Here is a 24,638-nt window from a genome sequence, read left to right as displayed (position 1 = left end):
ATGACTGGCGTGACCGGTGCGGCCGCGGGCCGTCAGCCCTGGGTGGTGCGGTTCGGCTCGCCGACCGGACGGGCGCTGGTGACGTCACCGGGAGAGGCCTGGATGGTGCGCGGAGCGGCCGGCTGCTGCGGGGCCTGGTCCGCGACGGGGGCGGCGGCGGCTTCCTCGGCCTGGCCGTCCTGCTTCATCGCCTTGGCCTCGCTCTTGAGGATGCGGGCCGACTTGCCGAGGGAGCGCGCCATGTCGGGGAGCTTCTTGGCGCCGAACAGCAGGAAGATCACGGCGATGATCAGGAGGATCTCAAGAGGCTTCAGATTGCCGATCATGGGCTGACTTCCTTCTCACCGAAACGGCTGGTTGGGTGGCGGGCGGGCCGGGACGAGGATCCCGCCACCGCTCCTGCATGGATCGTAACCCCCAGGGGTTAACGCCCGGCAATGCCCCGGGGTCGTCCCGGCCCCGAGGGGGGTGGGCGGACCCGGGTCGGTGCGGGGATGGTACGGCCCCGTACGCCAGGTTGCTACGAGGGTACGCCTACCGGCTCGCCGCCCGGCCGGCCCTGGCCAGGTCCGAGGCGGCCCGTTCCAGGTCGCCCGCGGCCTCGGTGACCCGGCGGCTGGCCTCGGCCACCTGGGCCGACAGCCGCCGCACCTCCAGGAAGACCCGCACGGCCGGCACCGCCAGCACGACGAGACCGAGGAAACCCAGGGCAATTGCGAGCATCGGCCACAGCATGGGAGGAGCCTAGCGCCGGCACCGCCTCACACGCTGCGCAGGGTGCTCACCCCGCCGCCCGTCAGCAGCTCCACGATCCGTTCCCCGGCGGGCTTGCGCACCTGCGCCCCGCACTGGGGGCAGGTGAACGAGTAGAACGTGCTGCGGCGGCTGCCGCCGATCGCCAGGCGCAGCGCGCCCGCCGCGAGCTCGAAACGCCCCCGGCACTGCGGGCACCCCGCCTTGAAGGTGACCGGACCGCCCCCCGGTGATGACGGCATCGCTCCCCCTAGCCCTGTTCCCCGTATCCCGCGAGTGCCGCTCGTGCGGCGCTGCACGCGCTCTCCGCCAGCTCCGGGGGCGACACGATCCGCCCCTCCCGGCCCAGCCGCAGCGCGAGGCGGCGCAGCGAGGCCGGATCGGGGCTGCGCAGGGTGATCCGCAGGCCGCCCCCGGCCAGCTCCTCGGCACTGTCGTGCGGGTAGTACTCGGCGACCCAGCGCCCGCCGGGCCCGACCTCGACCACGACTTCCGGGTCCTCCGCGGCCGGCTGGACCAGCCCCTCGGACAGGTCGCGCGGCTCGATCGCGGGCGGCTCGGCCCGCTCGTCCAGCAGCCGGATCTCCGCGACCCGGTCCAGGCGGAAGGTGCGCCGGGCCTCGGACAGGTGGCACCACCCCTCCATGTACGTGTGGCCCACCGCGAACAGCCTGATCGGGTCGACCTTGCGCTCGGTCAGCTCGTCCCGGGCGGGCGAGTAGTAGCGCAGCCACAGTCGGCGGCGCTCCGCGATGGCCCGGTCCACGTCCGCGAAGACCCCGCCCTCGGACTCGAACGTCACCGACAGCCGGGAGCTGGCCCCCGCCGCCTCGCCCGCGGCCGCTTCCAGCTTCGCGGTGGCCCGCAGCAGCGCGTCCCGGTCGCTCGCGCGCAGCCCGGGCAGGGTCGCCACCGCGCGGGCGGCGACCAGCAGCGCGGTCGCCTCGTCGGCGGCCAGCCGCAGCGGCTCCGCCGTCGACTCCCCCGACGCGTCGGGGTTGCGCCACCAGATGCGCTCCCCGTCGGTGTCGATGTCGAGCAGGTCCCCGCCCCGGAAGCTGGTCCCGCACATGGGCAGCACGTCGAGGTCCGAGATCAGCTCGTCCTCGGTGATCCCGAAGGCGCGCGCGACGTCGGCGACGTGCGCCCCGGGGCGTTCGCGCAGATACGTCACCAGGGACAGCATCCGGCGGGTCTGGTCAATGGCGTTCGCAGCCATGCTGGTACGTCTCCCCCTCAGGGCGTGCGTTCATGACATCCGAGCGGTACGGAAATTCCCCGGCGCCGCTCCCGCCGCGGCCCGGTCAGCCGAGCGCGACCGCGCGCAGCCGGTCCACCACGTCCGCCCGCAGGTCCGCGGGCTCCACCACCACCACGTCCGGGCCGAACTCCACCAGCCAGGCGTCCAGGCCGTGCCCGTACGGGATCTCCAGCTCGTCCCAGCCGTCGGCGCCCTCCTTGACGGAGGTGGCCTTGGCGCGCAGCGGGTACCCGGCCCCGGCGCGCAGCCGGATCCGCGCCGTGCGCTCCGCGCTCTCCCCGGCCCAGCGCGCCACGGTCTCCCGCACCGTCACCACGTCCGGCACCGGCGCCGTGTACTTCCCGGCCCGCGAGCGGACCTTGCCGGTGATCCGCGACAGCCGGAACACCCGCTCCGCCCCGCGGTCGCGGTCGAAGCCCGCCAGGTACCAGTGGCCCCGCCAGCATTCCAGCGCCCACGGCTCGACCTGCCGCGTCGCGGGGTGCGCGGCGGTCGACTTGCGGTAGTCGAACACCACCGGCCGCCGGTCCCGGCAGGCCAGCATCAGCGGCTCGAAGGCCGCCTCGTGGACCGGGATGCGCGGCTCGATCGCGCTGTGCTGGCCCTCGTACGGATCACCGGCCTCCGGCATCCCGCCCGCCCGCAGCTTCTGCAGCGCCCCGCTCGCGGCGCCCGCCAGCCGGGCCTGCTGCCACACCTTGGCCGCGAGCCCGAGGGCCGCGGCCTCCTCGGCGTCCAGGGAGACCGGCGGAAGCCGGTTGCTGTCCCGGCGGGCCAGGTAGCCGGTCTCGCCCTCCAGGTTCTCCACCGTCTCGATCACCAGGCCGAGTTCCCGCAGATCGTCCTTGTCCCGCTCGAACATGCGGTTGAAGGACTCGTCGTTCCCCGCCTCCAGGTACGCCTCGATGGAACCCCGCAGCTCACGCTTGCTCAGCGGCCTGCGGGTCCCCAGCAGGCACAGCGCCAGGTTCATCAGCCGCTCGGCCTTGGCAATCGCCATCGACGCCCTTCCGCCCTTCCCGACGTACACCCGCCGGCGTACACACCCGTGACCGTTGACCGTACCGCCCCGGAGGTCCCCGGCAAAAGCGAGGGCCCCCGCCTCACGGCAGGGGCCCCGACGGTGTGACGGCGCGTCGCTCAGGCGGCCATCAGGTCGCACACGAAGATCAGCGTCTCGCCCGGGGCGATCACGCCGCCGCCCGCGCCACGGTCACCGTACGCGAGGTCCGCCGGGATCGTGATCTTGCGGCGGCCGCCGACCTTCATGCCCTGGACACCCTGGTCCCAGCCCTTGATGACCTGGCCGACACCCAGCTGGAACTCCAGCGCGCTGCCGCGGTTCCAGGAGGCGTCGAACTCCTCGCCGGTCGAGAACGCCACACCCACGTAGTGGACCTTGACGAACGCACCGACCTTGGCCTCGGCGCCGTCGCCCACCCAGATGTCCTCGACCACGAGCTCGGTCGGGGCGGGGCCCTCGGGGAAGTCGATCTCGGGCTTTTCGAGCTTGTCGCTCACGGAACTGCTCCTCATACGAACCAACAGGAGGCGCCCCCGGCCGGAGCCGGGGAAACCGGAACCAGTCTTACATCACCGACAGGATGTCCAGACTGAACACCAGAGTCGAATTCGCCGGGATCGTCCCCTGCTCCTTGTCGCCGAACGCCTGGTCCGGCGGGATCACCAGCAGGATCCGGCTGCCGGCCTTCTTGCCCAGGATGCCGTCCTTGAGACCCTTGACCGACAGGTCGGACATCGGCCACGGCACCACCGAGTCGGTGGCGTACGTGCTCTCGAAGGTCTTGTCGTCCTTCCACGTCTTCCCGTTGAACTTCACCACGACCGTGTCGGTGTCCTTCACGACCGGGCCGTCACCCTCCAGGACGTAGTTCGAGACCAGCTTCCCGGGCGCCGCGGTGTCCTTCGGGATGGTCACGGACACTTCCTTGCCGTCCGTGTTCGTACCGATCTTCGGCAGGTCCTTGTTGTCCTGCGGGACTTCCTTGCCCGTCGCCGAAACCGGGACGGTCGTCCCCTTGACGATGTCCACCACGAACACGAGCGTCGCGTTCGGCTTGATCTTCTCGCCCGAACCCTGCGCGCCGTAACCGAGGTCCGGCGGGATCACCAGCTCGACCCGGCTGCCGACCTTCTGCCCCTGCAGACCCTGGTCCCAGCCCTTGATGACCTGGCCCGCGCCGAGGGTCACGTCGAACGTCTTGCCCTTGCTGAAGCTCTCGTCAAAGGGCTCCTTGCCGTCCCACACCTGCCCGTAGTAATTGACCTGGGCGATGTCCTTGGCCTTGAGCACCGGGCCCTTGCCCTCGCTCACGACCACCACCTTCAATTCCTTCGGCGGGTCACCCTTCCCCTTCGACAGGGTCGGCTTCTCCCCGAACTTGGCGCCCTTCGTGATCGCGGGCGCCCCGTTCTGCATCTGGGCGGAGTCGGAGCCGCTGTCGTCACCGCAGGCTGCCGTCGTCAGCAGCAGAAGGGGTACGACCAGCAGGCCGGCAAGTCGGCGCACGTGTTCCTCAGATCTCAGACGGCAACGCGGTCGCCCGCCACTCTAAGGCGTGGACAGGGCCCCGTACGAGATACGAACGGGGCCCCGGCCAAGATCAGTGAGATGTCACACTTTGACGCCACCCACCGGCACCTACATACCGGCGATCAGCTTCTCCACCCGGTCGTCCACCGACCGGAACGGGTCCTTGCACAACACCGTCCGCTGCGCCTGGTCGTTCAGCTTGAGGTGCACCCAGTCGACGGTGAAGTCCCGCCGCTGCTCCTGCGCCCGGCGGATGAAATCGCCGCGCAGCCGCGCCCGCGTCGTCTGCGGGGGCACCGACTTGCCCTCGAAGATCTTGAGGTCGTTGCAGATCCGGGCCGCCTGCCCCTTGCGCTCCAGCAGGTAGTACAGCCCGCGCCGGCGGTGGATGTCGTGGTACGCGAGGTCTATCTGGGCGACCCGCGGGTTCGACATCGTCATGTTGTGCTTGCCCCGGTACCGCTCGATGAGCTGGTACTTCATGACCCAGTCGATCTCGGTCCCGATCCGGTCCAGGTCCTCCGCCTCGATCGCGTCGAGGGTACGGCCCCACAGCTCCAGCACCTGCTCCACGACACCCGTACGGATACCCCGCCGCTCCGCGAAGTCCAGCGCCTTGTCGTAGTACTCCCGCTGGATCTCCAGCGCCGAGGCCTCGCGCCCGCTGGCCAGCCGCACCTTGCGCTGACCGGTGATGTCATGGCTGACCTCGCGGATCGCCCGGATCGGGTTCTCCAAGGTCAGGTCCCGCATCACGGTCCCCGCCTCGATCATCCGCAGCACCAGGTCCGTGGCACCCACCTTGAGCAGCATGGTCGTCTCGGACATGTTCGAGTCCCCGACGATCACGTGCAGCCGGCGGTAGCGCTCGGCGTCCGCGTGCGGCTCGTCCCGCGTGTTGATGATCGGCCGGGACCGGGTGGTGGCCGAGCTGACACCCTCCCAGATGTGCTCGGCGCGCTGGCTCACGCAGTACACCGCGCCCCGGGGCGTCTGCAGCACCTTGCCCGCACCACAGATCAGCTGGCGCGTGACGAGGAACGGAATGAGGATGTCCGCCAGACGGGAGAATTCACCGTGCCGCGCCACGAGGTAGTTCTCGTGGCAGCCGTACGAATTGCCCGCCGAGTCGGTGTTGTTCTTGAAGAGGTAGACGTCGCCCGCGATCCCCTCCTCGTGCAGGCGGCGTTCGGCATCGACGAGCAGGCCTTCGAGAATGCGCTCGCCGGCCTTGTCGTGGGTGACCAGCTCGGTCAGGTTGTCGCATTCGGGAGTTGCATATTCCGGATGCGAACCCACGTCGAGGTAGAGGCGGGCGCCGTTCCGCAGGAAGACATTGCTGCTGCGGCCCCATGACACAACACGGCGGAAGAGGTAGCGCGCCACTTCGTCAGGTGACAGTCGGCGCTGTCCCCTGAACGTGCACGTGACGCCGTACTCGTTCTCCAGCCCGAAAATGCGGCGGTCCATGACTGAACATTACGCCTTCTGCCCTCTTCTGAAACCGGGTTCGAGACCGGGGTTCCGATCAGTTTCCCGGGAAGGGCTCCGACACGCCGTCCGCGCGGGCCCTCCCGGCCTGCCCCGGCACCTCGACCGCACCCTCCGCGGCCGGCCCCGCCACCGCCCGGCCGCGCCCGTCGCGAGCCAGCACCCGCTGAGTGGCCATCAGCACCAGGAACGCGGCACCTCCCGCCACGCCCGCCACACCGAAACCGGCCGCCGTTCCACCCAGTTCCACGGCCGGACCCGCCGCCGCCGTCCCGATCGCCGCACCCACCCCGAAGAACGTCACCAGCCACGAGAACGCCTCCGTCACCGTCCCCGCCGGAGCGTGCCGGTCCACCACGATGAACGCACAGGCGATCGCCGGCGCCAGGAACACCCCCGCCAGCGCCGTCAGCGCCGTCATCGCCACCACCCCCGGCACCAGCATCAGCGGCAGGTAACACGCCGCCAGCAGCGCCACCAGCAGCCGCAGCCGCCGCTCCGGCGCCCCCGGCCACTGCCGGGCCCCGTAGAGCACCCCGCCCACCAGCGCACCCAGCCCCAGAGCAGCCATCAGCCAGCCGTACACCGCCTGACCGCCATGACCGTCGGCGTACGCCACACCCGCCACCGTGATCGAGCCGAGCGCCGTCCCCACGAAGAAGAACGCCCCCAGCAACGCCAGCAGCCCCCGCGAGCGCAAGGCCCCCAGCCAGTGCGCCTCACGCGGCGCCGAACGCCACTCCCGCGAAGGCCGCGACACCACCACCGACAGGGCGCCCAGCACCCCGATCGCGTTCAGCAGCAACAGGGCGGCCGCCGGATCCCACAGCGACACGAACAGCGTCACCAGCAGCGGACCGACCGTGAACATGACCTCCTGGGCCACCGCGTCCATCGCATAAGCCGCGTGGACCCGCTCCTCCTTGCCGCCCAGCACCGACGGCCACAGCGCCCGCAGACCGCCCTCCAGCGGCGGCGTGAACAGCCCCGCCACCACCACCGCCGCGTACGCCGCGACCACCGACCCCGTCCCCGCGAGCGCCAGCCACGCCATCCCCAGCGCCGACACCAGCGCCGCCGGCAACTGCACCCGCGGCTGCCCGTACAGATCCACCGCCCGCCCCAGCAACGGCTGCCCCACCGCGTTCGCCACCCCGTACACGGCCGCCAGCGCCCCCGCGAGGCTGTAACTGCCACCCTCCGCCCGGGTCAGCAACACGATCGCGATCGGCGCCGTCGCGTTCGGCAACCGCCCTATGAGCGTCCCCACCAACAGCCTCGCGGCATGCCGGGTCCTGAGCAGCTCCGCGTAACCCGCGGCCATGTCCGCCCCTTCCTGCCCGGACCAAGCCGGAGTAATACGTATAACGTGACCCGCCATACGTACCATGGCCACAACCCGCCAGTCCACACGACCGCCCCCCTCCCCCACACCCCCACCCCCGTGACCTCGCCAAACAGGAGCCCCGCGTGACGAGACCCACCAGCCGGGACGTCGCCAACGCCGCCGGGGTGTCCCAGGCCACCGTCTCCCTCGTCCTCGGCGACAAATGGCGCGGCCGCGTCTCCGAACGCACCGCCACCCACGTCCGCGAAACCGCCGCCCACCTCGGCTACCGCCCCAACCTCGCCGCCCGCAACCTCCGCCTCGGCAGCACCCGCACCGCCCTCCTCGTCGTCCCCGCCCTCACCAACGAATTCTTCGCCCGCGTCTACACCGGCGCCGCCCAAGTCGCCGCCGAACACGGCTTCGGCGTCGTCCTCTACCCCTCCCCCGACGGCACCGGCCCCGCCCGCAACCCGTTCGCGTCCGCCCGCGCGGCCCTCGACGGAGTCATCGCCTCCTCCATGGCCGCCGACGCCCTCGACGCCATCGGCGGCAACGGCCTCCCCCTCGTCATGCTCGACAGCGACCCCACCTCCGACACCGCCGCCGCCCACGTCAACCTCGCCATGGCCGACGGCATGCGCCAAACCGTCGAACACCTCCTCACCCACGGCCACCGCCGCTTCCTCCACCTCGCCTCCGCCGTCGACTCCTGGACCTTCCACACCCGCGCCCGCGCCCTCACCGACCTCCTCCCCGCCCCCGCCGAACTGCGCACCGTACGCGCCCCGCTCACCGTCACCGGCGCCCGCACCGCCCTCGAAACCGCCCTCACCACCCCCGGCCCCCGGCCCACCGCCGTCATCTGCGACGACGACATCCTCGCCGCCGGCGCCTGCAAAGCCGCCCGCCGCCTCGGCCTGCGCATCCCCCAGGACCTCTCCGTCACCGGCTTCGACGACCTCGCCCTCGCCACCGCCGTCGAACCCGAACTCACCACCGTCCGCCTGCCCGCCGAACACGTCGGCCGACAAGGCATGACCGCCCTCCTCACCGTCCTCGAAGGCCACCACTGGACCGCCCCCGACATCCCCGTCGAACTCGTCGTCCGCGACTCCTCCGGCCCCGCCCCCACCCCCTGAACACGACGAAGCCCCGACCCACCCTCACGGGCGGACCGGGGCTCCCCCGCACGCACTACTGCGCCTCGTCCTCCGGACCCTCGTCGTTCGACACCGCATCGGCCTGCGCCGCCGCCGGCACGTCCGCCTCCAGCAGCCGCGCCAGCTGCCGGCCCCGGATCCGCTTGAACTTCCGCTGCTGCGGCCGCGTCCGGTCCAGCACCGCAACCTCCAGCCGCTCCGCCGGAATCGACTTGTCCGCACCGTTCGCCTGACTGGACAGCGCCTGCACCGCCAGCTTCAACGCCTCGGACAGCGTCATCCCGTCCTGGTGCCGCTGGTCCAGGAACGTACTGATCTGCTCGGCGTTGCCGCCCACCGCGACAGAACCGTGCTCGTCCACGATCGACCCGTCATGCGGCAACCGGTAGATCTGGTCACCCGCGGCCGTCGCACCGACCTCCGCCACGACCAACTCCACCTCGTACGGCTTCTCACCCGCACTGGAGAAGATCGTGCCCAGCGTCTGCGCGTACACGTTCGCCAGCCCACGGGCCGTCACATCATCACGGTCATAGGTGTACCCGCGCAGATCCGCGTACCGCACACCACCGATCCGCAGGTTCTCGTACTCGTTGTACTTGCCGGCGGCCGCGAAGCCGATCCGGTCATAGATCTCGCTGAACTTGTGCAGCGCACGGGACGGGTTCTCCCCGACGAACACGATGCCGTCGGCATACTGCAGCACGACGAGGCTGCGACCACGGGCGATGCCCTTCCGGGCGTATTCCGCCCGGTCGGCCATGGCCTGCTGGGGTGACACATAGAACGGAGTCGACACCGGCTGTCCGTCCCTTTCTTCTGGGTCCTACGGGGCGACGGATGGTCAGAGCAGGGCGGCGCGCGGGCCGTCCGGCTGCTCGAGCCGACGGTTGGTGACCGTACGGGCGATTTCCTGCGACTCGTCGTCGGTCAGCCTGCGGAAACCCTCATCGGTGATGACGGTGACGATCGGATAGATGTGCCGGTAGAGGTCCGGCCCACCCGTCGCCGAGTCGTCGTCGGCGGCGTCGTACAACGCCTGCACGACCAAAGTGGTGGCCTGCTCCTCCGTCAGGTCGGGCCGGAACAGCTTCTTCATCGAACCCTTGGCGAAGATCGAACCGGAACCGGTGGCGGCGAAGCCGTGCTCCTCGGAGCGGCCGCCGGTCACGTCGTAGGAGAAGATCCGGCCCTTCTCCTTGGCCTCGTCGTACCCGGCGAACAGCGGCACGACGGCCAGCCCCTGCATCGCCATCCCCAGATTGCTCCGGATCATGGTCGAGAGCCGGTTCGCCTTGCCCTCCAGGGACAAGGTCGTCCCCTCCACCTTCTCGAAGTGCTCCAGCTCCAGCTGGAACAGCTTCACCATCTCCACGGCGAGACCCGCCGTACCGGCGATGCCGACGGCGGAGTACTCGTCGGCCGGGAACACCTTCTCGATGTCCCGCTGAGCGATCATGTTCCCCATGGTGGCGCGCCGGTCACCGGCGAGCACGACCCCGCCGGGGAAGGTGACGGCCACGATGGTCGTCCCGTGCGGCGCCTCGATGACGCCGTCGGGCAGCTTCCGGTTGCCCGGCAGCATCTCGGGCGAGTGCGCCCCGAGGAAGTCCATGAAGGACGAGGACCCCGGCGTCAGGAAGGCTGCCGGTAGACGCCCTGTGCTACGAGTGTTGGGTTCCACAGGTTTCCTTCCACGTAAGCGGCTGCACGCCGTATGACGTCCGGCCGATCCTTGAACTGCCCCAGTGCGGCGTTACAGCTGAAGCACAGTACGCCTCGGACCTTACCCGTCTGATGATCGTGATCAACGTGCTCCGGAGGAGCCTCTTGGCAGATCCCGCAGAGGCCCCCCTGCGCTGCGATCATCAGGTCGCGCTCCTCCTCGGTGACGCCGTAGGAACGCTTGAGGTGACCCGCCCGGCCTTCGATGGCCCGGCATGCTTTGCAGCGGGTCGACAGGTACTCGGCCGCGCACGGCCTGCAGTAACACTGCAGGCCGTCCCGCATGGCCCGGTGGGAAGCGAAGGCCTCAAGCGGCTTGAGCAAGCCACACCGCGGACATCGCTTTTCCGCCCCCGACACTTGCCCTCCCCCGAGGATCTAATCTTCGATTCGAAGGCTAAATCACTCGCCGCCCTTCTGGACGAAGGAGCGCACGAAGTCCTCGGCATTTTCCTCGAGCACATCATCGATTTCGTCAAGTACCGAGTCGACGTCGTCGGAGAGCTTTTCCTGGCGTTCCTTGAGGTCGGTCGATTCCTCGACCGCAGCCTCCTCGACCTCCTCGGTCGAGCGCGTCGCCTTCTGCTGTCCGCCGCCGGTGTCCTTGGTCGCCATGTCTACCTCACCCCGCTCGGTTCGCACGCTCACGTCGAGTGGTCCCGGACCGGGACCACTCCCAAGATCAGACCTTATGCCGGACCCTACAAGGAGGGTCCGACATTCGTCCCCGCACTTTCACAACGTCCGGGTGTTCCCATGATTCCCAGACCGGGGCCCTTTCAGGCCCCGTCCGGGCCGCCGATGGCGTCGGGCCCCGCTCAGCGGCCGGACAGCACCCGTACCAGGTCCTCCGCCGTGCGGCAGCGGTCCAGGAGCTCCTTCACGTGCGCCCGCGTCCCCCGCAGGGGCTCCAGCGTGGGCACGCGCTGGAGGGAGTCGTGGCCCGGGAGGTCGAAGATCACCGAGTCCCACGAGGCCGCCGCCACGTCGTCCGCGTACTGCTCCAGGCACCGGCCCCGGAAGTAGGCCCGGGTGTCCTCCGGGGGCTTGCCCTCGGCGCGCTCGACGGCCGGTTCCTCCAGCAGCCGCTTCATCTTGCCGCGGGCCGCCAGGCGGTTGTACAGGCCCTTCTCCGGGCGTACGTCCGCGTACTGGAGGTCCACCAGGTGCAGCCGGGCCGCGTCCCAGTCGAGTCCGTCGCGCCTGCGGTAGCCCTCCAGCAGTTCCCGCTTCGCGATCCAGTCCAGCTCGCCGGACAGGCTCATGGGGTCGGTCTCCAGCCGGCCCAGGACGTCCTCCCACCGAGTGAGGACATCCTTGGTCTGCTCGTCGGCGTCCGTGCCGAACCGCTCGTCGACGTACTTGCGCGCCAGCTCGAAGTACTCCATCTGGAGCTGCACCGCGGTGAGTGTCCGGCCGCTGCGCAGCGTGATCAGGTGGTGGAGGTCGGGGTCGTGGGAGACCTGGTGGAGGGTGCGCACGGGCTGGTCGACGGCGAGGTCGACGTTGATGAACTGGTCTTCGATCATGGAGAGGACCAGTGCGGTCGTGCCGAGTTTGAGGTAGGTGGAGATTTCCGAGAGGTTGGCGTCTCCGATGATCACGTGGAGCCGGCGGTACTTCTCGGCGTCGGAGTGCGGTTCGTCGCGCGTGTTGATGATCGGGCGCTTGAGGGTGGTCTCCAGGCCGACCTCGACCTCGAAGTAGTCGGCGCGCTGGCTGATCTGGAAGCCGTGGTCGCGGCCGTCCTGGCCGATGCCGACGCGTCCGGCGCCGGTGACGACCTGGCGGGAGACGAAGAAGGGGGTGAGGTGGCGCACGATGTCGGTGAAGGGCGTTTCCCGCTTCATCAGGTAGTTCTCGTGCGTGCCGTAGGAGGCGCCCTTGTTGTCGGTGTTGTTCTTGTAGAGGTGGATGGGCTGGGCGCCGGGGAGCTGGGCGGCGCGTTCGGCGGCTTCGGCCATGATCCGTTCGCCGGCTTTGTCCCAGAGGACGGCGTCGAGGGGGTTGGTGACCTCGGGGGAGCTGTATTCGGGGTGGGCGTGGTCGACGTAGAGCCGGGCGCCGTTGGTGAGGATGACGTTGGCGAGGCCGATGTCCTCGTCGGTGAGCTGGCTGTTGTCGGCGGCCTCGCGGGCGAGGTCGAAGCCGCGGGCGTCCCGCAGCGGGTTCTCCTCCTCGAAGTCCCAGCGGGCACGGCGTGCCCGGTGCATCGCCGCCGCGTAGGCGTTGACGATCTGGGACGAGGTGAGCATGGCATTGGCGTTCGGGTGGCCCGGGACGGAGATCCCGTACTCCGTCTCGATCCCCATTACTCGCCGTACGGTCATGCGGCCCTCCTTGCCCGGCGGCGCTCCCGGCCGGGAGCGGCGCTCAAGTACCGCTGGTGCTCCGATGCGTCGTGTGCGGCGTCCGTCCCCGCACTGCTTGACCTGCGGTACGGAAGAGCCTAGAACCACTCCGCGCTGGTGGGGAGATCATTTCGGTCATTGAATTTGTCCTGCCACCGGCTGGAAAAGCAGTCGGTAAAGCAGTCGGCTGCGGGTGCCCCGGTGGGGGACCCGCAGCCGCCCCGCTTTGTCAGAGGTACTGACCGGTGTTGGCCACCGTGTCGATGGAGCGTCCGGTGTCCGCGCCTTGCTTTCCGGTGACGAGGGTGCGGATGAATACGATCCGCTCGCCCTTCTTTCCGGAGATGCGGGCCCAGTCGTCCGGGTTGGTGGTGTTGGGCAGGTCTTCGTTCTCCTTGAACTCGTCCACGCAGGCCTGGAGGAGGTGGGCGACCCTCAGGCCCTTCTGGTTGTGTTCGAGGAAGGCCTTGATCGCCATTTTCTTGGCGCGGTCCACGATGTTCTGGATCATGGCTCCGGAGTTGAAGTCCTTGAAGTAGAGGACTTCCTTGTCGCCGTTGGCGTACGTGACCTCGAGGAAGCGGTTTTCCTCGGTTTCCGCGTACATCTGCTCGACGACGGTCTGGATCATGCTGTGGACGGTGCCGGCCGTGGAGCCCTGGTGTTCGGACAGGTCGTCCGCGTGCAGGGGCAAGGAGGCCTTGAGGTACTTGGCGAAGATGTCCTTGGCGGCTTCTGCGTCGGGGCGCTCGATCTTGATCTTCACGTCGAGGCGGCCGGGGCGCAGGATGGCCGGGTCGATCATGTCCTCGCGGTTGGAGGCGCCGATGACGATGACGTTCTCCAGGCCTTCCACGCCGTCGATCTCGGCGAGGAGCTGGGGGACGATGGTGTTCTCCACGTCCGAGCTGACGCCGGATCCGCGGGTGCGGAAGAGGGATTCCATCTCGTCGAAGAAGACGATGACGGGGGTGCCTTCGCTCGCCTTCTCGCGTGCACGCTGGAAGACGAGGCGGATGTGCCGCTCGGTCTCGCCGACGTACTTGTTGAGGAGTTCGGGGCCCTTGATGTTCAGGAAGTAGGACTTCCCGGCGGGCTGGCCGGTGACCTCGGCGACCTTCTTGGCAAGGGAGTTGGCGACGGCTTTGGCGATGAGCGTCTTGCCGCAGCCGGGGGGGCCGTAGAGCAGGATGCCCTTCGGCGGGCGCAGTTCGTGTTCCTTGAAGAGGTCCGGGTAGAGGTAGGGGAGCTCGACGGCGTCGCGGATCAGTTCGATCTGGTCGCCCAGGCCGCCGATCTTGTCGTAGTCGATGTCCGGGACCTCTTCGAGGACGAGGTCTTCGACCTCGCTCTTGGGGACCACTTCGTAGACGTAGCCGGAGCGGGGTTCGAGGAGCAGGGCGTCGCCGGGGCGGATGGTGATGTCCAGGAGCGGCTCGGCGAGCCTCACCACCCTTTCCTCGTCGGTGTGCCCGATGACCAGGGCGCGCTCGCCGTCCTCAAGGATTTCCTTGAGGGTGACGATGTCCCCGGCGCGCTCGAATTCCATGGCTTCGACCACGTTGAGCGCTTCGTTGAGCATGACCTCCTGGCCGCGCCGGAGGTCTTCCGGGTCGACGCTGGGGCTCACGTTCACGCGGAGCTTGCGGCCGCCGGTGAAGATGTCGACGGTGCCATCCTCGTTGGCTTGCAGGAAGACACCGAAGCCGGCCGGCGGCTGGGCGAGGCGGTCGACTTCTTCCTTGAGGGCCACGATCTGGTCGCGGGCCTCACGGAGGGTGTTCGCCAGTCGTTCGTTCTGTGCGGACACGCCGGCCAGATTCGTCTGGAGCTCGATGATCCGCTCTTCGAGAATCCTCGTGTGACGCGGTGAGTCGGCGAGCTTGCGTCGCAGGACGGCGATTTCCTGCTCGAGATAGGCAACCTGGCCAGCGGGGTCCTCGGACCCTCGCCCGGGCCGGATGCCGCGGTTGATGTCGTCGTCGTGGGCTGCCACGGTCCTCACCTCCTCCAAGGGGAGCTGGACGCTTCCTGACCCTACCTGGGCTGGTGGTGATTGAAACCCCTAGATCACAAAGACGGTAGGGGTGTGTCCGATCTTCACCCTTGCGTACTCCCTCTCGCCAGTGAAATACCCACCCAGCAGCACGGGAAAGCAGCCGGTTGTAAGGTCGAAGTGTTCAACACCCGTCAGGGCCCGCGCGACTTGTCGCGAGTTGTGACCGGGGTGGATCACTCAGTGCAGGGAACGGCAGGAGATATGACCGTGCAGCAGGAGGCAACCTCCGACCGGACGGCCGGCGCCGACGAGGCCGAGGCGTCGCTGGAGGTGTGGATCGACCAGGACCTGTGCACCGGCGACGGCATCTGCGTGCAGTACGCCCCGGAGGTGTTCGAGCTGGACATCGATGGTCTGGCGTATGTGAAGAGCGCGCAGGACGAGCTTCTGCAGGACCCGGGGGCGACCACTCCGGTTCCGCTGACGCTGCTCCAGGACGTGGTCGATTCGGCGAAGGAATGCCCGGGTGACTGTATTCACGTCCGCCGTGTGTCGGACAGGGTCGAGGTGTACGGCCCTGACGCGGAGTGACGGCTAAACGCTTCCGGGGCGTGAATCGGTAAGCTCCTGGCGGAATTTTCCGCCCGTCCAGCGCCACTTGGCGAGCTGTCTGGTGTCGGGGCTGTAGCGCGGGACCGCCGGTGAGGAGTAGCCGACGAGACTGGCCGTCACCGTGCGGTCACTGATGGTCAGGTCGGTGGCCGTCTGGCGGCGTCCGGCCTCCAGGAGGGTGGCCACCACGCGCGGCGCGGCCCCGGGGGCCCTGTCCTGGGTGAGGACGTAGATGGCGTGCGGCGGGGTGCCGGAGCCGGCGTCGCAGCGGACGGCCGCCACGGTTTCGGGGCGGCCGTCGCCGTCGAGGTCGCCCTGGGCGGTGGCCGTGACGGCTTGGGCGGTGCCCCTGCAGTCCAGCGGGTAGGTGACGGCGTGTGCGTCGGGGGCGGCTGCCGGGGGGCCGGCGGCGGCCGCCGCGGCGGTGGCGGTGACCGGGGTGCCGGTCGCGGGGTCCGGCTGGAGGAGACCCGCTGCGGCGACGACGGCGGCCATGGCGGTGGCCGTGGCGACCCAGTGGAGGGCCTTGGCGCCACCGTGGGCCAGGGTGTCCAGTGCGAGGGCCGGCTCGGTGGGGCTGTGCAGCACGCGGGGTCTCTCCTGTGCGAAGGGTGACGCGGTGCCAGCATCGTGCCACACCTCACACCGGGGTGGAACGGGCGGGTCCGGCCACCTTCCGGGAAGAGCCGTCCTGCCGTCCCCCGTCAACGAAAGGGCGCTGTGGCGCAGTTCCCGATCGGGTCGGGGAACTGCGCCGCAGCGCCTTCGTGTTGGGGGCCGCGCCCGGGGCGGGCGCGGGCCGGTGGGTCAGTCGCGGTCCCCGCCGCGGCTCTGGCTGCCGGGTCCCTCGTAGTCCTCGCCGTAGGCGCCCTTGGAGGGGCGGCGGCGGCGCATCGGGGGTTCGACGCCGTCCGCGAGGCGGCGGGCGGTGACGAGGAAGCCGGTGTGGCCGATCATCCGGTGGTCCGGGCGGACGGCGAGGCCTTCGACGTGCCAGTTGCGGATCATCGACTCCCACGGCTGCGGCTCGGCGTAGCAGCCGAACTCGCGGATGGATTCGACGGTGCGCGAGAGCTGGGTGGTGGTGGCCACGTAGCAGCAGAGGATGCCGCCGGGGACGAGGGCCTTGGAGACGGCCTCCAGGCACTCCCAGGGGGCGAGCATGTCGAGGATCACGCGGTCGACGTCGGTGTCGGACAGGTTGTCCTGGAGGTCGCCGACGGTCAGCTGCCACGCGGGGTGGGGGCCGCCGAAGTAGCGCTCGACGTTGGCGGTGGCGATCTCGGCGAAGTCCGCGCGGCGCTCGTAGCTGTGGAGCATGCCCTGGTCGCCGATGGCGCGCAGCAGGAAGCTGCTGAGGGAGCCGGAGCCCACGCCGGCTTCCACGACGCGTGCGCCGGGGAAGATGTCGGCGAAGGCCAGGATCTGGCCGGCGTCCTTGGGGTAGACCACGGCGGCACCGCGGGGCATGGACAGGACATAGTCGGGGAGCAGGGGGCGCAGCGCGAGGTACGCGACGTTCCCCGTGGTACGGACAACACTGCCTTCGGGAGCACCGATCAGCTCGTCGTGGGGGAAGGAACCCTTGTGGGTGTGGAAATTCTTCCCGGCTTCGAGCGTGAAGGTGTAGTGGCGGCCCTTGGGGTCGGTGAGCTGAACCTGGTCCCCGACCTCGAAGGGCCCGCGTCGGCGGGCGGCACCGGTCGGTTCGGACATGTGACCAGTGTATTGGGTTCAGGACTGGGGCCGCGCCATGGCCTTCACGAAGGCCTTTTCGACGTCCGTGGTGGACAGGACGCCGTAGATCCGGCCGCCGGGTTCGATGACGAGGTATTCGGTGGCGGGGGTGGCGCGGAGGTGGTCGAGGAGTTCTTCTCCGGCGAGCTCCGCGGAAACCTTCATGCCGTCGGTGAGGTCCTGGGAGAGGGTGCTGACGGCGATCCAGGGGCGGCGGTGTTCGGGGACGGAGGCGATGGCCGTTTCGCGGACGATGGCGGTGGGGTCTCCGTGGCCGTCGACGACGACGAGGGCGCGGGCTCCGGCTTCGTTGGCGCGGCGGAGCGCTTCGGAGAGGGGGGTGGCGTTCTCGACGGGGATGGCGCGGCGGGTGAGGGCGCGGGCCTGGAGTTCGGGCAGGTGCTGGCGCAGGCGGGCCATGCGCAGGCTGTTGCCGGCGCCGGTCCAGATGATGGCGGCGAGGATCGCGGCGAGGAGGGCGTCCATGACGGTGTCCATGCCGCCGATCTCCTGGCTGCGGTTGCCGAGGAGTCCGGTCTGGGTGACCAGGGGGAGGCCGATGAGGACGGTGACGGCGAGGCCGCGGCCGACCCAGGCGGCGGCGACGGTGCCGGCCATGGGTTTTCCGGTGATGCCCCAGATGAGGGCGCGGAGCATGCGGCCGCCGTCGAGGGGGAGGCCGGGGAGGAGGTTGAAGGCGGCGACGAGGAGGTTGGAGATCATGAGGCCGGCGAGGAGGACGCCGGGGACGGTGGGGGCGTCGACGGCTTCCATGCCGAGGTAGAAGGCGCCGGCGAGGAGGAGGGAGAGGAGCGGGCCGACGGAGGCGAGGACGAATTCGCGGGTGGGGGTTTCGGCTTCCTTCTCGATTTCCGAGACTCCGCCGAAGAACTGGAGGCGGATGCGGCGCACGGGGAGGCGGAAGCGCAGGGCGGCGACGGTGTGTGCGAGTTCGTGGACGAGTACGGAGGCGTAGAAGGCGACGGCGAAGAAGAGGGAGACGAGGTAGCGGGCCGGTCCGAGTCCGGGCAGGATGCGGTCGAGCTGGTTGCCGAAGACCCAGGTGATGAGGGCGGCGACGAGGAACCAGCTGGGCGAGACGTAGACGGGTACGCCGAAGGGGCGGCCCATGAGGAGTCCGCCGCCCGGGTCGGAGCGCTTGGGTGCGCGCTCTCCGGTTTCGTCGGTGTCTGGCACGGCTGTCCTTCGTTCGGTGCTGTCCGGTGGGGCGGTTCCGCCGGTGGTGTGTGGGGCGTTGTGCGGGTGTGTGGTGGGGCGGTAGCGCGGTGTGATGCTCTGATCATGCAGTGCGAGGGGGCCCGGAGTCGATGGTATGCGCGTGCTGTCGGTGGCGGGTCGTAGGGTTTTACGCATGACGACGAGCCCCGGTCCTGTTCCTGGTGTGGCTGCTGCCGATGCCGTTGCCGCGCCCGAGGGGGCGGGTGGCGCGGTGCGGCCCGCTTCGCTGTCGCCTTCGCGGGCGAGTGATTTCATGCGGTGTCCGCTGCTGTACCGGTTCCGGGTGATCGACAAGCTGCCGGAGAAGCCGAGTGCGGCGGCGACGCGGGGGACGTTGGTGCACGCGGTGCTGGAGCGGCTGTTCGACCATCCTGCGCAGGAGCGGACGGCGCCGCGGGCGAAAGCGTTGATCCCCGGGCAGTGGGACCGGTTGCTGGAGGCGAAGCCGGAGCTGTCCGAGCTGTTCCCGGGGGGTGATGAGGGGGAGGATCTGGCGCGCTGGCTGACGGAGGCCGAGGCGCTGGTGGAGCGGTGGTTCACCCTGGAGGACCCGACGCGGCTGGAGCCGGTGGAGCGGGAGTTCTTCGTGGAGACGGAGCTGGAGTCGGGGTTGCGGCTGCGCGGGATCATCGACCGGGTGGATGTCGCGCCGACGGGCGAGGTCCGGATCGTGGACTACAAGACGGGCAAGGCGCCGCGGCCGCAGTACGCGGAGGACGCGCTGTTCCAGATGAAGTTCTACGCGCTGGTGGTGTGGCGGTTGAAGGGGGTGGTGCCGCGGCGGCTGCAGCTGGTGTACCTGGGCAGTGGGGACGTGCTGACGTACGACCCGGTGGTGGCGGACCTGGAGCGGGTGGAGCGCAAGCTGCTGGCGTTGTGGGACGCGATCGTGGAGGCGACGGAGACGGGCGAGTGGCGGCCCCGGCCGACGAAGCTGTGCGGGTGGTGTGATCACCGGGCGGTGTGTCCGGAGTTCGGCGGGACTCCCCCGGCCTATCCGCTCGTGATCATCCCGAGGGCGGAGGCGGACGGGGCGGGCTCGGGGGGATCCTGATGACCGGGCCGGCGCAGTATGGGTGCCGGCCGTCGAAGCCGATGTTCGAAGATGAGGTACCCCTGTGGCGATCCGCGTCCTGCTGGTGGATGACCAGCCGCTCCTGCGCACCGGATTCCGGATGATCTTGGAGGCGGAGCCGGACCTGGCGGTGGTCGGTGAGGCCGGGGACGGTCTCCAGGCGCTGGACCAGGTGCGTGCGCTGCAGCCCGATGTGGTGCTGATGGACATCCGCATGCCTCGGATGGACGGGGTGGAGGCGACGCGGCAGATCACGGGGCCGGGTCGGGACGGGCCGGCGAAGGTCTTGGTGCTGACCACGTTCGATCTGGACGAGTACGTGGTGGAAGCGCTGCGGGCGGGGGCGAGCGGGTTCCTGCTCAAGGACGCTCCCGCGAACGAGCTGGTGCAGGCGATCCGGGTGGTGGCGGGCGGCGAGGCGATGCTGGCCCCGAGCATCACGCGGCGGCTGCTGGACAAGTACGCGGAGCACCTGCCGTCGGGCGCCGAGAGCGTCCCGGACACCTTGGGCACGCTGACCGAGCGCGAGGTGGAGGTGTTGAAGCTGGTGGCGCGGGGTCTGTCGAACGCGGAGATCGCGGCGGACCTGTTCGTGAGCGAGACCACCGTGAAGACGCATGTGGGGCACGTGCTGACGAAGCTGGGTCTGCGCGACCGCGTGCAGGCCGCCGTGTACGCGTACGAGAGCGGTCTGGTCCGCCCGGGCGCGCAGTAGTTCTCCCGGCGCGGTGGTCCGGGCGCTCGATGGTCGTGCCGACGGGCCGGCAGCCGCGTGGTGCGGCTGCCGGCCCGTCGGTGTGTGTCAGCCCTTGCTGATCTCCCAGAAGCGGAAGACGGTCGAGGCGTCGAGCGACCACTGCAGGCCGGTCACGTTCTGGCGGGTGACGGCGTACTGCTTGCCCTGCCAGAGCGGGAGGATCGGGATCTCGTCGGCGACGATGTCCTGGAGCCGGGTGAAGTCGGTGGTGGCGGCGGTGCGGTCGGACTTCGCGGAGGTCGAGGGGATGATGGTCCCGCTGATCTCCTTGTTGTCGTAGTTGTTGTGCAGGACGTTGTCCGGGCCGAAGAACGGCTGGGTGAAGTTGTCGGCGTCCGGGTAGTCGGGCACCCAGCCCTTGACGTAGACGCCGTACTTGCCGGCTTCGATGTCCTTCTCGTACTGCTCGAACGCGACGGACTTCACGTCGACGTCGAAGAGGCCGCTGTCGTTGAGCTGCTTGGCGATGAGCTGGAGTTCCTGGTCGGTGGCCGGCCCGTAGCGGATGGGCGTCGAGTACAGGGTGATCTTCACCTTGTCCTTGACGTTGGCCGCGCGCAGGACGTTCTTGGCCTTCTCCAGCTGGGGGGTGCCGCCGTAGCGCTCGAAGAAGGCGGTGTTGTGGGAGGCGATGCCGGCGGGGACGATCGAGTACAGGGAGGTGGCGGTGCCGTCGTAGACCTCCTTGATGATCGCTTCGCGGTCGACGAGGTAGGCGATGGCCTTGCGGATGGGGAGCTTTCCGGCGACCGGGTCGTTCATGTTGAAGACGAGGTGCTGGACTTCCGCGCCGGTGCCCTGGACGACCTCGACCTTCTGGTCGCCGGCCTTGTTGGCGAGGCCGGCGATGTCCTTGGCGGCGAGGCCGCGGAAGGCGAAGTCGACGTCGCCGCTTTCGAGGACCTTCTTGAGCGCGGCCTGGTCGTCGTTGAAGAACTTCATGGTCACGCCGGTGTTCTTCGGCTTGGCCTTGCCGCTGTAGGAGTCGTTGACCGAGAAGTTGGCGTTCTTGTCGCTGATGGAGTCGAGCTTGTAGACGCCGGAGCCGATGGCCTTGCCGTCGGTGCGGAGCTTGTCGGCCGGGTACTGGGTGTGGTCGACGATGGCGCCGGCACCGGCCGCGATCTTGCTGGGGAAGGTCGCGTCGGAGGTCTTGAGGCGGAAGACGACGGTCTTCTCGTCGGGGGTGTCGATGCCGGCGATGGAGGCGAGCATGACGGCCGGGCCGTTGGCGTCATTGATCTTCAGGGTGCGCTCGAAGGAGTACTTGACGTCCTTGGAGGTGAGGCTGTCGCCGTTGCTGAACTTGAGCCCGGCGCGCAGGACGCACTTGTAGACCTTGCTGTCGGCGCCTTCGAAGCCGCAGCTCTGGGCGGCGTCGGGTTCGGGGGTGTTGCCGCCCTTGGGGAAGGTCAGCAGGGACTGGAAGACGTTGTTGAAGAGCAGCCAGGAGCCCGGGTCGTAGCCCGACGCGGGGTCGGTGGACTTCACCTTGTCGGATATCCCCATGACAACGCCCTTGCCGCTGCCCGCGGCCGAGCCATCCTGCGAACCGCAACCGCTGAGCAGCGCGGCGGCGGTTGCGGCGCCGAGCGGGGCTGCCAACCACTGGTTACGTCTCATCACGCGAACGTCCTTCACAGTCGTACTGTTTCGTTGCCCCGGCCTGCGACACCCGCTGCCGGTTGGTGCCTTGCTCAGCCGCTGACGCCCCGGCCGAGTTCCCACAGCTGGAGGTCGGAGATGGCGTTGACCGACCATTCCACCCCGGTGATCTCGTCGCGTGCGGCGACGTACTGCTTGCCCTGCCACAGGGGCAGGACGGGGACGTCGTCGGCGACGATGTCCTGCATCTCCTTGATCGCGGGTGCGGCGACCGTGCGGTCGGCCGCGCGCCGGGATTCGGGGATGAGCCGGGTGCGTACGGCGGCGTTGGCGTACGGCGTGCCCAGGAAGTTGTCCTGCTCCAGGAACGGGGCGAGGAAGTTGTCGGCGTCCGGGTAGTCGGGGAACCAGCCGAGCCCGTAGGCGGCGTAGTCGCCCTTCTTCTGGGCGGGGCGGTAGTCGGCCCAGTCGTTGCCCTGGACGGTGATGTCGAAGAGCTGGGTGGAGTTCAGCTGGGTCTTGAGTTCCTCGAACTCGGCGGCGGTGCCGTCACCGTAGTGGTCGGTGGTGTAGTTGAGGGTGAGCTTGACGGGGGTCTTGATCCCGGCGTTCTTGAGCAGGTCGGCGGCCTTGGCGGTGTTGGCCTCGCCGTACTTGTTGAAGAAGGAGTTCACGTGCCCGGTGACGCTGGTGGGGACCAGTGAGTACAGGGGCTGTGCGGCCTTGCCGTAGACCTTGGAGATCAGGGCGTCGCGGTCGACGGCCGCGGCGAGGGCCTGGCGGACGGCCTTGTCCTTGACGACGGGGGCGTCGGTGTTGAAGCCGAGGTAGCGGATCTCGAGGCCGGGCAGCGGGACCAGCTTGACGGCCTTGGGGGGCTTCGCGGACAGCTCGGCGATCTGGGCGGGCGACAGGGTGCGGGAGACGACGTGGATGGAGCCGTCGCGCAGGGCCTTGCCCATGCCCTCGGAGTCGGCGAAGGAGCGCAGTTCGACCTTGTCGTTCTGGAGCTTGATGTCGCCCTTGTAGTGCGGGTTCTTGGTGAAGACGGCGCGCACGAGCTGGTTGCCCTTGGTTTCGGCCTTCATCGTGTAGGGGCCGGAGCCGTCGACGGCGAAGCCGGCGCGGAGCTTCTTCGCGTCGTAGTCCTTGGCGCTGACGATGCCGGCGGCCGGGGTGGACAGCTTGTAGGGGAACGTCGCGTCGGCGGTCTTGAGGTGGAAGACGACGGTGTCGGCGCTCTTGGCCTCGACGGTGTCGATGGTGGAGAGCAGCGAGGAGGGGCCGTTCTCCGCCTTGATCGCGAGGACGCGGTCGATGGAGAACTTGACGTCCTTGGCCGTCAGCGGGTCACCGTTCGCGAAGGTGAGTCCGGGGCGCAGGGTGCAGCGGTAGCTCTCGTTGCCGGTGTCGGTGAAGCGGCAGTCGGAGGCTGCTTCGGGGACGGGCTGGCCGCCGCCGCGGGGGGTGTGCATCAGCGTCTGGACGGTCTGGCGCAGGACGTTCCAGGCGCCGGCGTCGTAGGCGTAGGCGGGGTCGAAGGGGGCGGGGGCGTAGTCGGCGGCTTCGAACCGGTCGGTGGTGCCGACGACGATGGCCCCGGTTCCCGCTCCTCCTCCGCTCGCGCTGCCGCAGGCGGACAGCGCGGGGGTGAGCAGGCCTATCGCGGCCGTCAGCACCATGGTCTTGCGGTTCATGCTGGAAGTACTCCCTCACCCGGCACTTGCTCAAAGCGGCGTTGAGGGCACTTCGCGACGGTCGCCCGTTCAGGGCGGAACGATCGGGCCGGTGTGTGACGATCGGTCCACGCGGTACCGGCACAGGGGTGTGTCTCCGGTACTGCTGAGGTGCGGCGCAGTGCCCGGCGTCGACATTAGTGGCCTGGGACGGGATGGCTGGAACTGGCAGGAGTTGGGGCGTAACCGGACGGTTATGGGCGCGGACTGACCGTTCATCCCAGAGTGGGCGCAGAGGGGGTCAGGAGCTGATCAATCCGGACACAAGGGAACGGTTCAGGGCGCGCCGAAGGGCCCGCGGCGGTTCCGCCGGGTGACCAAGCTCACCCCGCGGCAACTGCCTGCGTGGGGATGGAATTTCGGCCTCCGCTGCGCCGGGCGGAAGATCCTCTCGCCGCTCCCCCGGTAGCACCCGGTTCTGTTCGGTACGCAGCGTGCGCGCTCAGTTCATCGGAGTGATGAGCGAGCGCAGGAACGCCAGGTCCACTTCTTCCAGGGAGCGCACGATGGTGCGGCCGGGGGCGGCGGGGATCAGGCCCACCGAGGGCACGGCGACGACCCGGCAGCCGGCGGCCTCGGCGGCGGCGACCCCGGTGGCGGTGTCCTCGATCACGGCGCAGCGCGAGGGGTGGGCGCCGAGGGCCTGGGCGGCGAGGAGGTAGGGGTCGGGGTGCGGCTTGGTCCGGGGCACCTCGTCCCCGGCGACCGTCATGGTGAAGCGGTCGCGGCCGAGGGTGAGCAGGACCTGGTCGATGACGCGGCGGTGGGAGGCGGAGACGAGCGCGGTGGGTACGTTGTGCCGGGCGAGCTCGGCCAGCAGCCGCTCGGCGCCGGGCATCAGGGGGACCTGGTCGGCGATGCGCGCCTCGAAGCGTTCGTTGAGGAGCACGCTGAGCTCGGCGAGGCCGATGGCGGCTCCGGTGGACTCGATCAGGAAGGCGGCGCTGCGGCTCATGGGGCCGCCGACGACGATGTCGCGCCAGGTCTCCTCCAGCCGGTGGCCCAGCTCGCGGAAGATCTCCTCCTCGATCTCCCACCAGAACCCCTCGGTGTCGACGAGGGTGCCGTCCATGTCCAGCAGTACCGCCTGCAGGGCCGAACCGTCGGTCGTACGGGTGACGGCGGCTGGAACGGTGCTGGTCATGCGCACACCTCTCACAAGGGACGAGAAGGCCGGTCACCTCGCTCCCCGGGGGCATGCCCGGGAGAACAGGTGACCGGCCTGTATGGGACCGACCAGTGTACGCCGGTCT

At 69.4% G+C, this 24,638-nt stretch carries 25 protein-coding genes; 4 read left to right on the top strand and 21 right to left on the bottom strand.

The genetic code is table 11. From position 1 onward, the window contains the following. Positions 1-32: 32 nt before the first annotated feature. The 9 genes from tatA to OG861_RS24955 form a co-directional block, all read right to left on the bottom strand. A complete protein-coding gene (gene tatA, locus OG861_RS24995; protein WP_329193866.1) occupies positions 33-326 on the bottom strand; it encodes a Sec-independent protein translocase subunit TatA in 294 nt (97 codons plus the stop codon). Positions 327-534: 208 nt separating this feature from the next. Continuing rightward, entirely contained in the window at positions 535-735 is a 201-nt protein-coding gene (locus OG861_RS24990) for a hypothetical protein (RefSeq protein WP_329193868.1), read from the bottom strand. Between the two features lie 26 nt (positions 736-761). Beyond that, complete coding sequence (locus tag OG861_RS24985; RefSeq protein ID WP_329193869.1) at positions 762-995, bottom strand: hypothetical protein; 234 nt, start codon at positions 993-995, stop codon at positions 762-764. An 8-nt stretch (positions 996-1,003) separates the two neighbouring features. After that, positions 1,004-1,972: a helix-turn-helix transcriptional regulator gene (locus OG861_RS24980; RefSeq protein WP_329193870.1), complete on the bottom strand. Its 969-nt coding sequence runs from the start codon at positions 1,970-1,972 to the stop codon at positions 1,004-1,006. Between the two features lie 85 nt (positions 1,973-2,057). After that, complete coding sequence (locus OG861_RS24975) at positions 2,058-3,014, bottom strand: helix-turn-helix transcriptional regulator (RefSeq protein WP_329193872.1); 957 nt, start codon at positions 3,012-3,014, stop codon at positions 2,058-2,060. A gap of 140 nt (positions 3,015-3,154) precedes the next feature. Beyond that, the gene (locus OG861_RS24970; RefSeq protein WP_329193874.1) at positions 3,155-3,550 is read right to left on the bottom strand and encodes an FKBP-type peptidyl-prolyl cis-trans isomerase; all 396 of its coding nucleotides are present in this window, start codon (positions 3,548-3,550) and stop codon (positions 3,155-3,157) included. Between the two features lie 52 nt (positions 3,551-3,602). Further along, the gene (locus OG861_RS24965; RefSeq protein WP_329193876.1) at positions 3,603-4,544 is read right to left on the bottom strand and encodes an FKBP-type peptidyl-prolyl cis-trans isomerase; all 942 of its coding nucleotides are present in this window, start codon (positions 4,542-4,544) and stop codon (positions 3,603-3,605) included. Positions 4,545-4,676: 132 nt separating this feature from the next. Beyond that, positions 4,677-6,038 carry a Pup--protein ligase gene (gene pafA / locus OG861_RS24960; protein WP_136211119.1) on the bottom strand — a complete coding sequence of 454 codons (1,362 nt, stop codon included), beginning with the start codon at positions 6,036-6,038 and terminating at the stop codon, positions 4,677-4,679. Between the two features lie 58 nt (positions 6,039-6,096). Further along, positions 6,097-7,383 (bottom strand): MFS transporter, encoded by a 1,287-nt coding sequence (locus OG861_RS24955; RefSeq protein ID WP_329193879.1) that lies wholly within the window; start codon positions 7,381-7,383, stop codon positions 6,097-6,099. A 146-nt stretch (positions 7,384-7,529) separates the two neighbouring features. Between OG861_RS24955 and OG861_RS24950 the strand changes: the two genes are divergently transcribed. Then, a complete protein-coding gene (locus OG861_RS24950; protein WP_329193880.1) occupies positions 7,530-8,528 on the top strand; it encodes a LacI family DNA-binding transcriptional regulator in 999 nt (332 codons plus the stop codon). Between the two features lie 55 nt (positions 8,529-8,583). On the opposite strand, the gene prcA is transcribed toward OG861_RS24950, so the two are convergent. The 6 genes from prcA to arc all read right to left on the bottom strand — a co-directional run bounded on the left by prcA (position 8,584) and on the right by arc (position 14,621). Next, complete coding sequence (gene prcA / locus OG861_RS24945; protein ID WP_329193881.1) at positions 8,584-9,348, bottom strand: proteasome subunit alpha; 765 nt, start codon at positions 9,346-9,348, stop codon at positions 8,584-8,586. A 45-nt stretch (positions 9,349-9,393) separates the two neighbouring features. Next, entirely contained in the window at positions 9,394-10,233 is an 840-nt protein-coding gene (gene prcB, locus OG861_RS24940; RefSeq protein ID WP_329193883.1) for a proteasome subunit beta, read from the bottom strand. Beyond that, on the bottom strand, positions 10,185-10,418 hold the full coding sequence (locus OG861_RS34315) for an endonuclease VII domain-containing protein (protein ID WP_443057522.1): 234 nt from the start codon (positions 10,416-10,418) through the stop codon (positions 10,185-10,187). Before OG861_RS34315 ends, prcB begins: the two co-directional genes overlap by 49 nt. 258 nt (positions 10,419-10,676) lie before the next feature. After that, positions 10,677-10,889, bottom strand: a complete 213-nt coding sequence (locus OG861_RS24930; RefSeq protein ID WP_030233608.1) for a ubiquitin-like protein Pup — start codon at positions 10,887-10,889, stop codon at positions 10,677-10,679. 203 nt (positions 10,890-11,092) lie between these two features. Then, a complete protein-coding gene (dop, locus tag OG861_RS24925) occupies positions 11,093-12,604 on the bottom strand; it encodes a depupylase/deamidase Dop (RefSeq protein WP_329193885.1) in 1,512 nt (503 codons plus the stop codon). A 250-nt stretch (positions 12,605-12,854) separates the two neighbouring features. Then, the gene (gene arc, locus OG861_RS24920; protein ID WP_329193887.1) at positions 12,855-14,621 is read right to left on the bottom strand and encodes a proteasome ATPase; all 1,767 of its coding nucleotides are present in this window, start codon (positions 14,619-14,621) and stop codon (positions 12,855-12,857) included. Positions 14,622-14,885: 264 nt separating this feature from the next. Between arc and OG861_RS24915 the strand changes: the two genes are divergently transcribed. Next, on the top strand, positions 14,886-15,215 hold the full coding sequence (locus OG861_RS24915; protein ID WP_329193889.1) for a ferredoxin: 330 nt from the start codon (positions 14,886-14,888) through the stop codon (positions 15,213-15,215). A 3-nt stretch (positions 15,216-15,218) separates the two neighbouring features. On the opposite strand, the gene OG861_RS24910 is transcribed toward OG861_RS24915, so the two are convergent. From OG861_RS24910 to OG861_RS24900, 3 genes are all read right to left on the bottom strand, one after another. Next, positions 15,219-15,824, bottom strand: coding sequence for a hypothetical protein (locus tag OG861_RS24910; protein ID WP_329193891.1), 606 nt, complete (start codon positions 15,822-15,824; stop codon positions 15,219-15,221). 219 nt (positions 15,825-16,043) lie between these two features. After that, positions 16,044-16,952, bottom strand: coding sequence for a tRNA (adenine-N1)-methyltransferase (locus OG861_RS24905; RefSeq protein WP_136211133.1), 909 nt, complete (start codon positions 16,950-16,952; stop codon positions 16,044-16,046). A gap of 18 nt (positions 16,953-16,970) precedes the next feature. After that, positions 16,971-18,467, bottom strand: a complete 1,497-nt coding sequence (locus OG861_RS24900) for a site-2 protease family protein (protein WP_443056462.1) — start codon at positions 18,465-18,467, stop codon at positions 16,971-16,973. Between OG861_RS24900 and OG861_RS24895 the strand changes: the two genes are divergently transcribed. Both OG861_RS24895 and OG861_RS24890 read left to right on the top strand, forming a co-directional pair. Further along, positions 18,466-19,266, top strand: coding sequence for a RecB family exonuclease (locus tag OG861_RS24895; protein WP_329202058.1), 801 nt, complete (start codon positions 18,466-18,468; stop codon positions 19,264-19,266). The two genes, OG861_RS24900 and OG861_RS24895, sit on opposite strands and share 2 nt — an antisense overlap. A 64-nt stretch (positions 19,267-19,330) precedes the next feature. Beyond that, positions 19,331-20,002 (top strand): response regulator transcription factor, encoded by a 672-nt coding sequence (locus OG861_RS24890; protein WP_329193894.1) that lies wholly within the window; start codon positions 19,331-19,333, stop codon positions 20,000-20,002. A gap of 87 nt (positions 20,003-20,089) precedes the next feature. On the opposite strand, the gene OG861_RS24885 is transcribed toward OG861_RS24890, so the two are convergent. From OG861_RS24885 to OG861_RS24875, 3 genes are all read right to left on the bottom strand, one after another. After that, positions 20,090-21,670 carry an ABC transporter substrate-binding protein gene (locus OG861_RS24885; protein WP_329193895.1) on the bottom strand — a complete coding sequence of 527 codons (1,581 nt, stop codon included), beginning with the start codon at positions 21,668-21,670 and terminating at the stop codon, positions 20,090-20,092. Between the two features lie 71 nt (positions 21,671-21,741). Then, positions 21,742-23,346, bottom strand: coding sequence for an ABC transporter substrate-binding protein (locus OG861_RS24880; RefSeq protein ID WP_329193897.1), 1,605 nt, complete (start codon positions 23,344-23,346; stop codon positions 21,742-21,744). 481 nt (positions 23,347-23,827) lie between these two features. Further along, complete coding sequence (locus tag OG861_RS24875) at positions 23,828-24,529, bottom strand: HAD family hydrolase (RefSeq protein ID WP_329193898.1); 702 nt, start codon at positions 24,527-24,529, stop codon at positions 23,828-23,830. Positions 24,530-24,638: the final 109 nt, after the last annotated feature.

It is taken from the genome of Streptomyces sp. NBC_00539, from assembly GCF_036346105.1.
Lineage (GTDB): Bacteria > Actinomycetota > Actinomycetes > Streptomycetales > Streptomycetaceae > Streptomyces.
The sequence above is the reverse complement of the archived record's forward strand: the minus strand, read 5'-3'. Positions and strand labels throughout refer to the sequence as shown.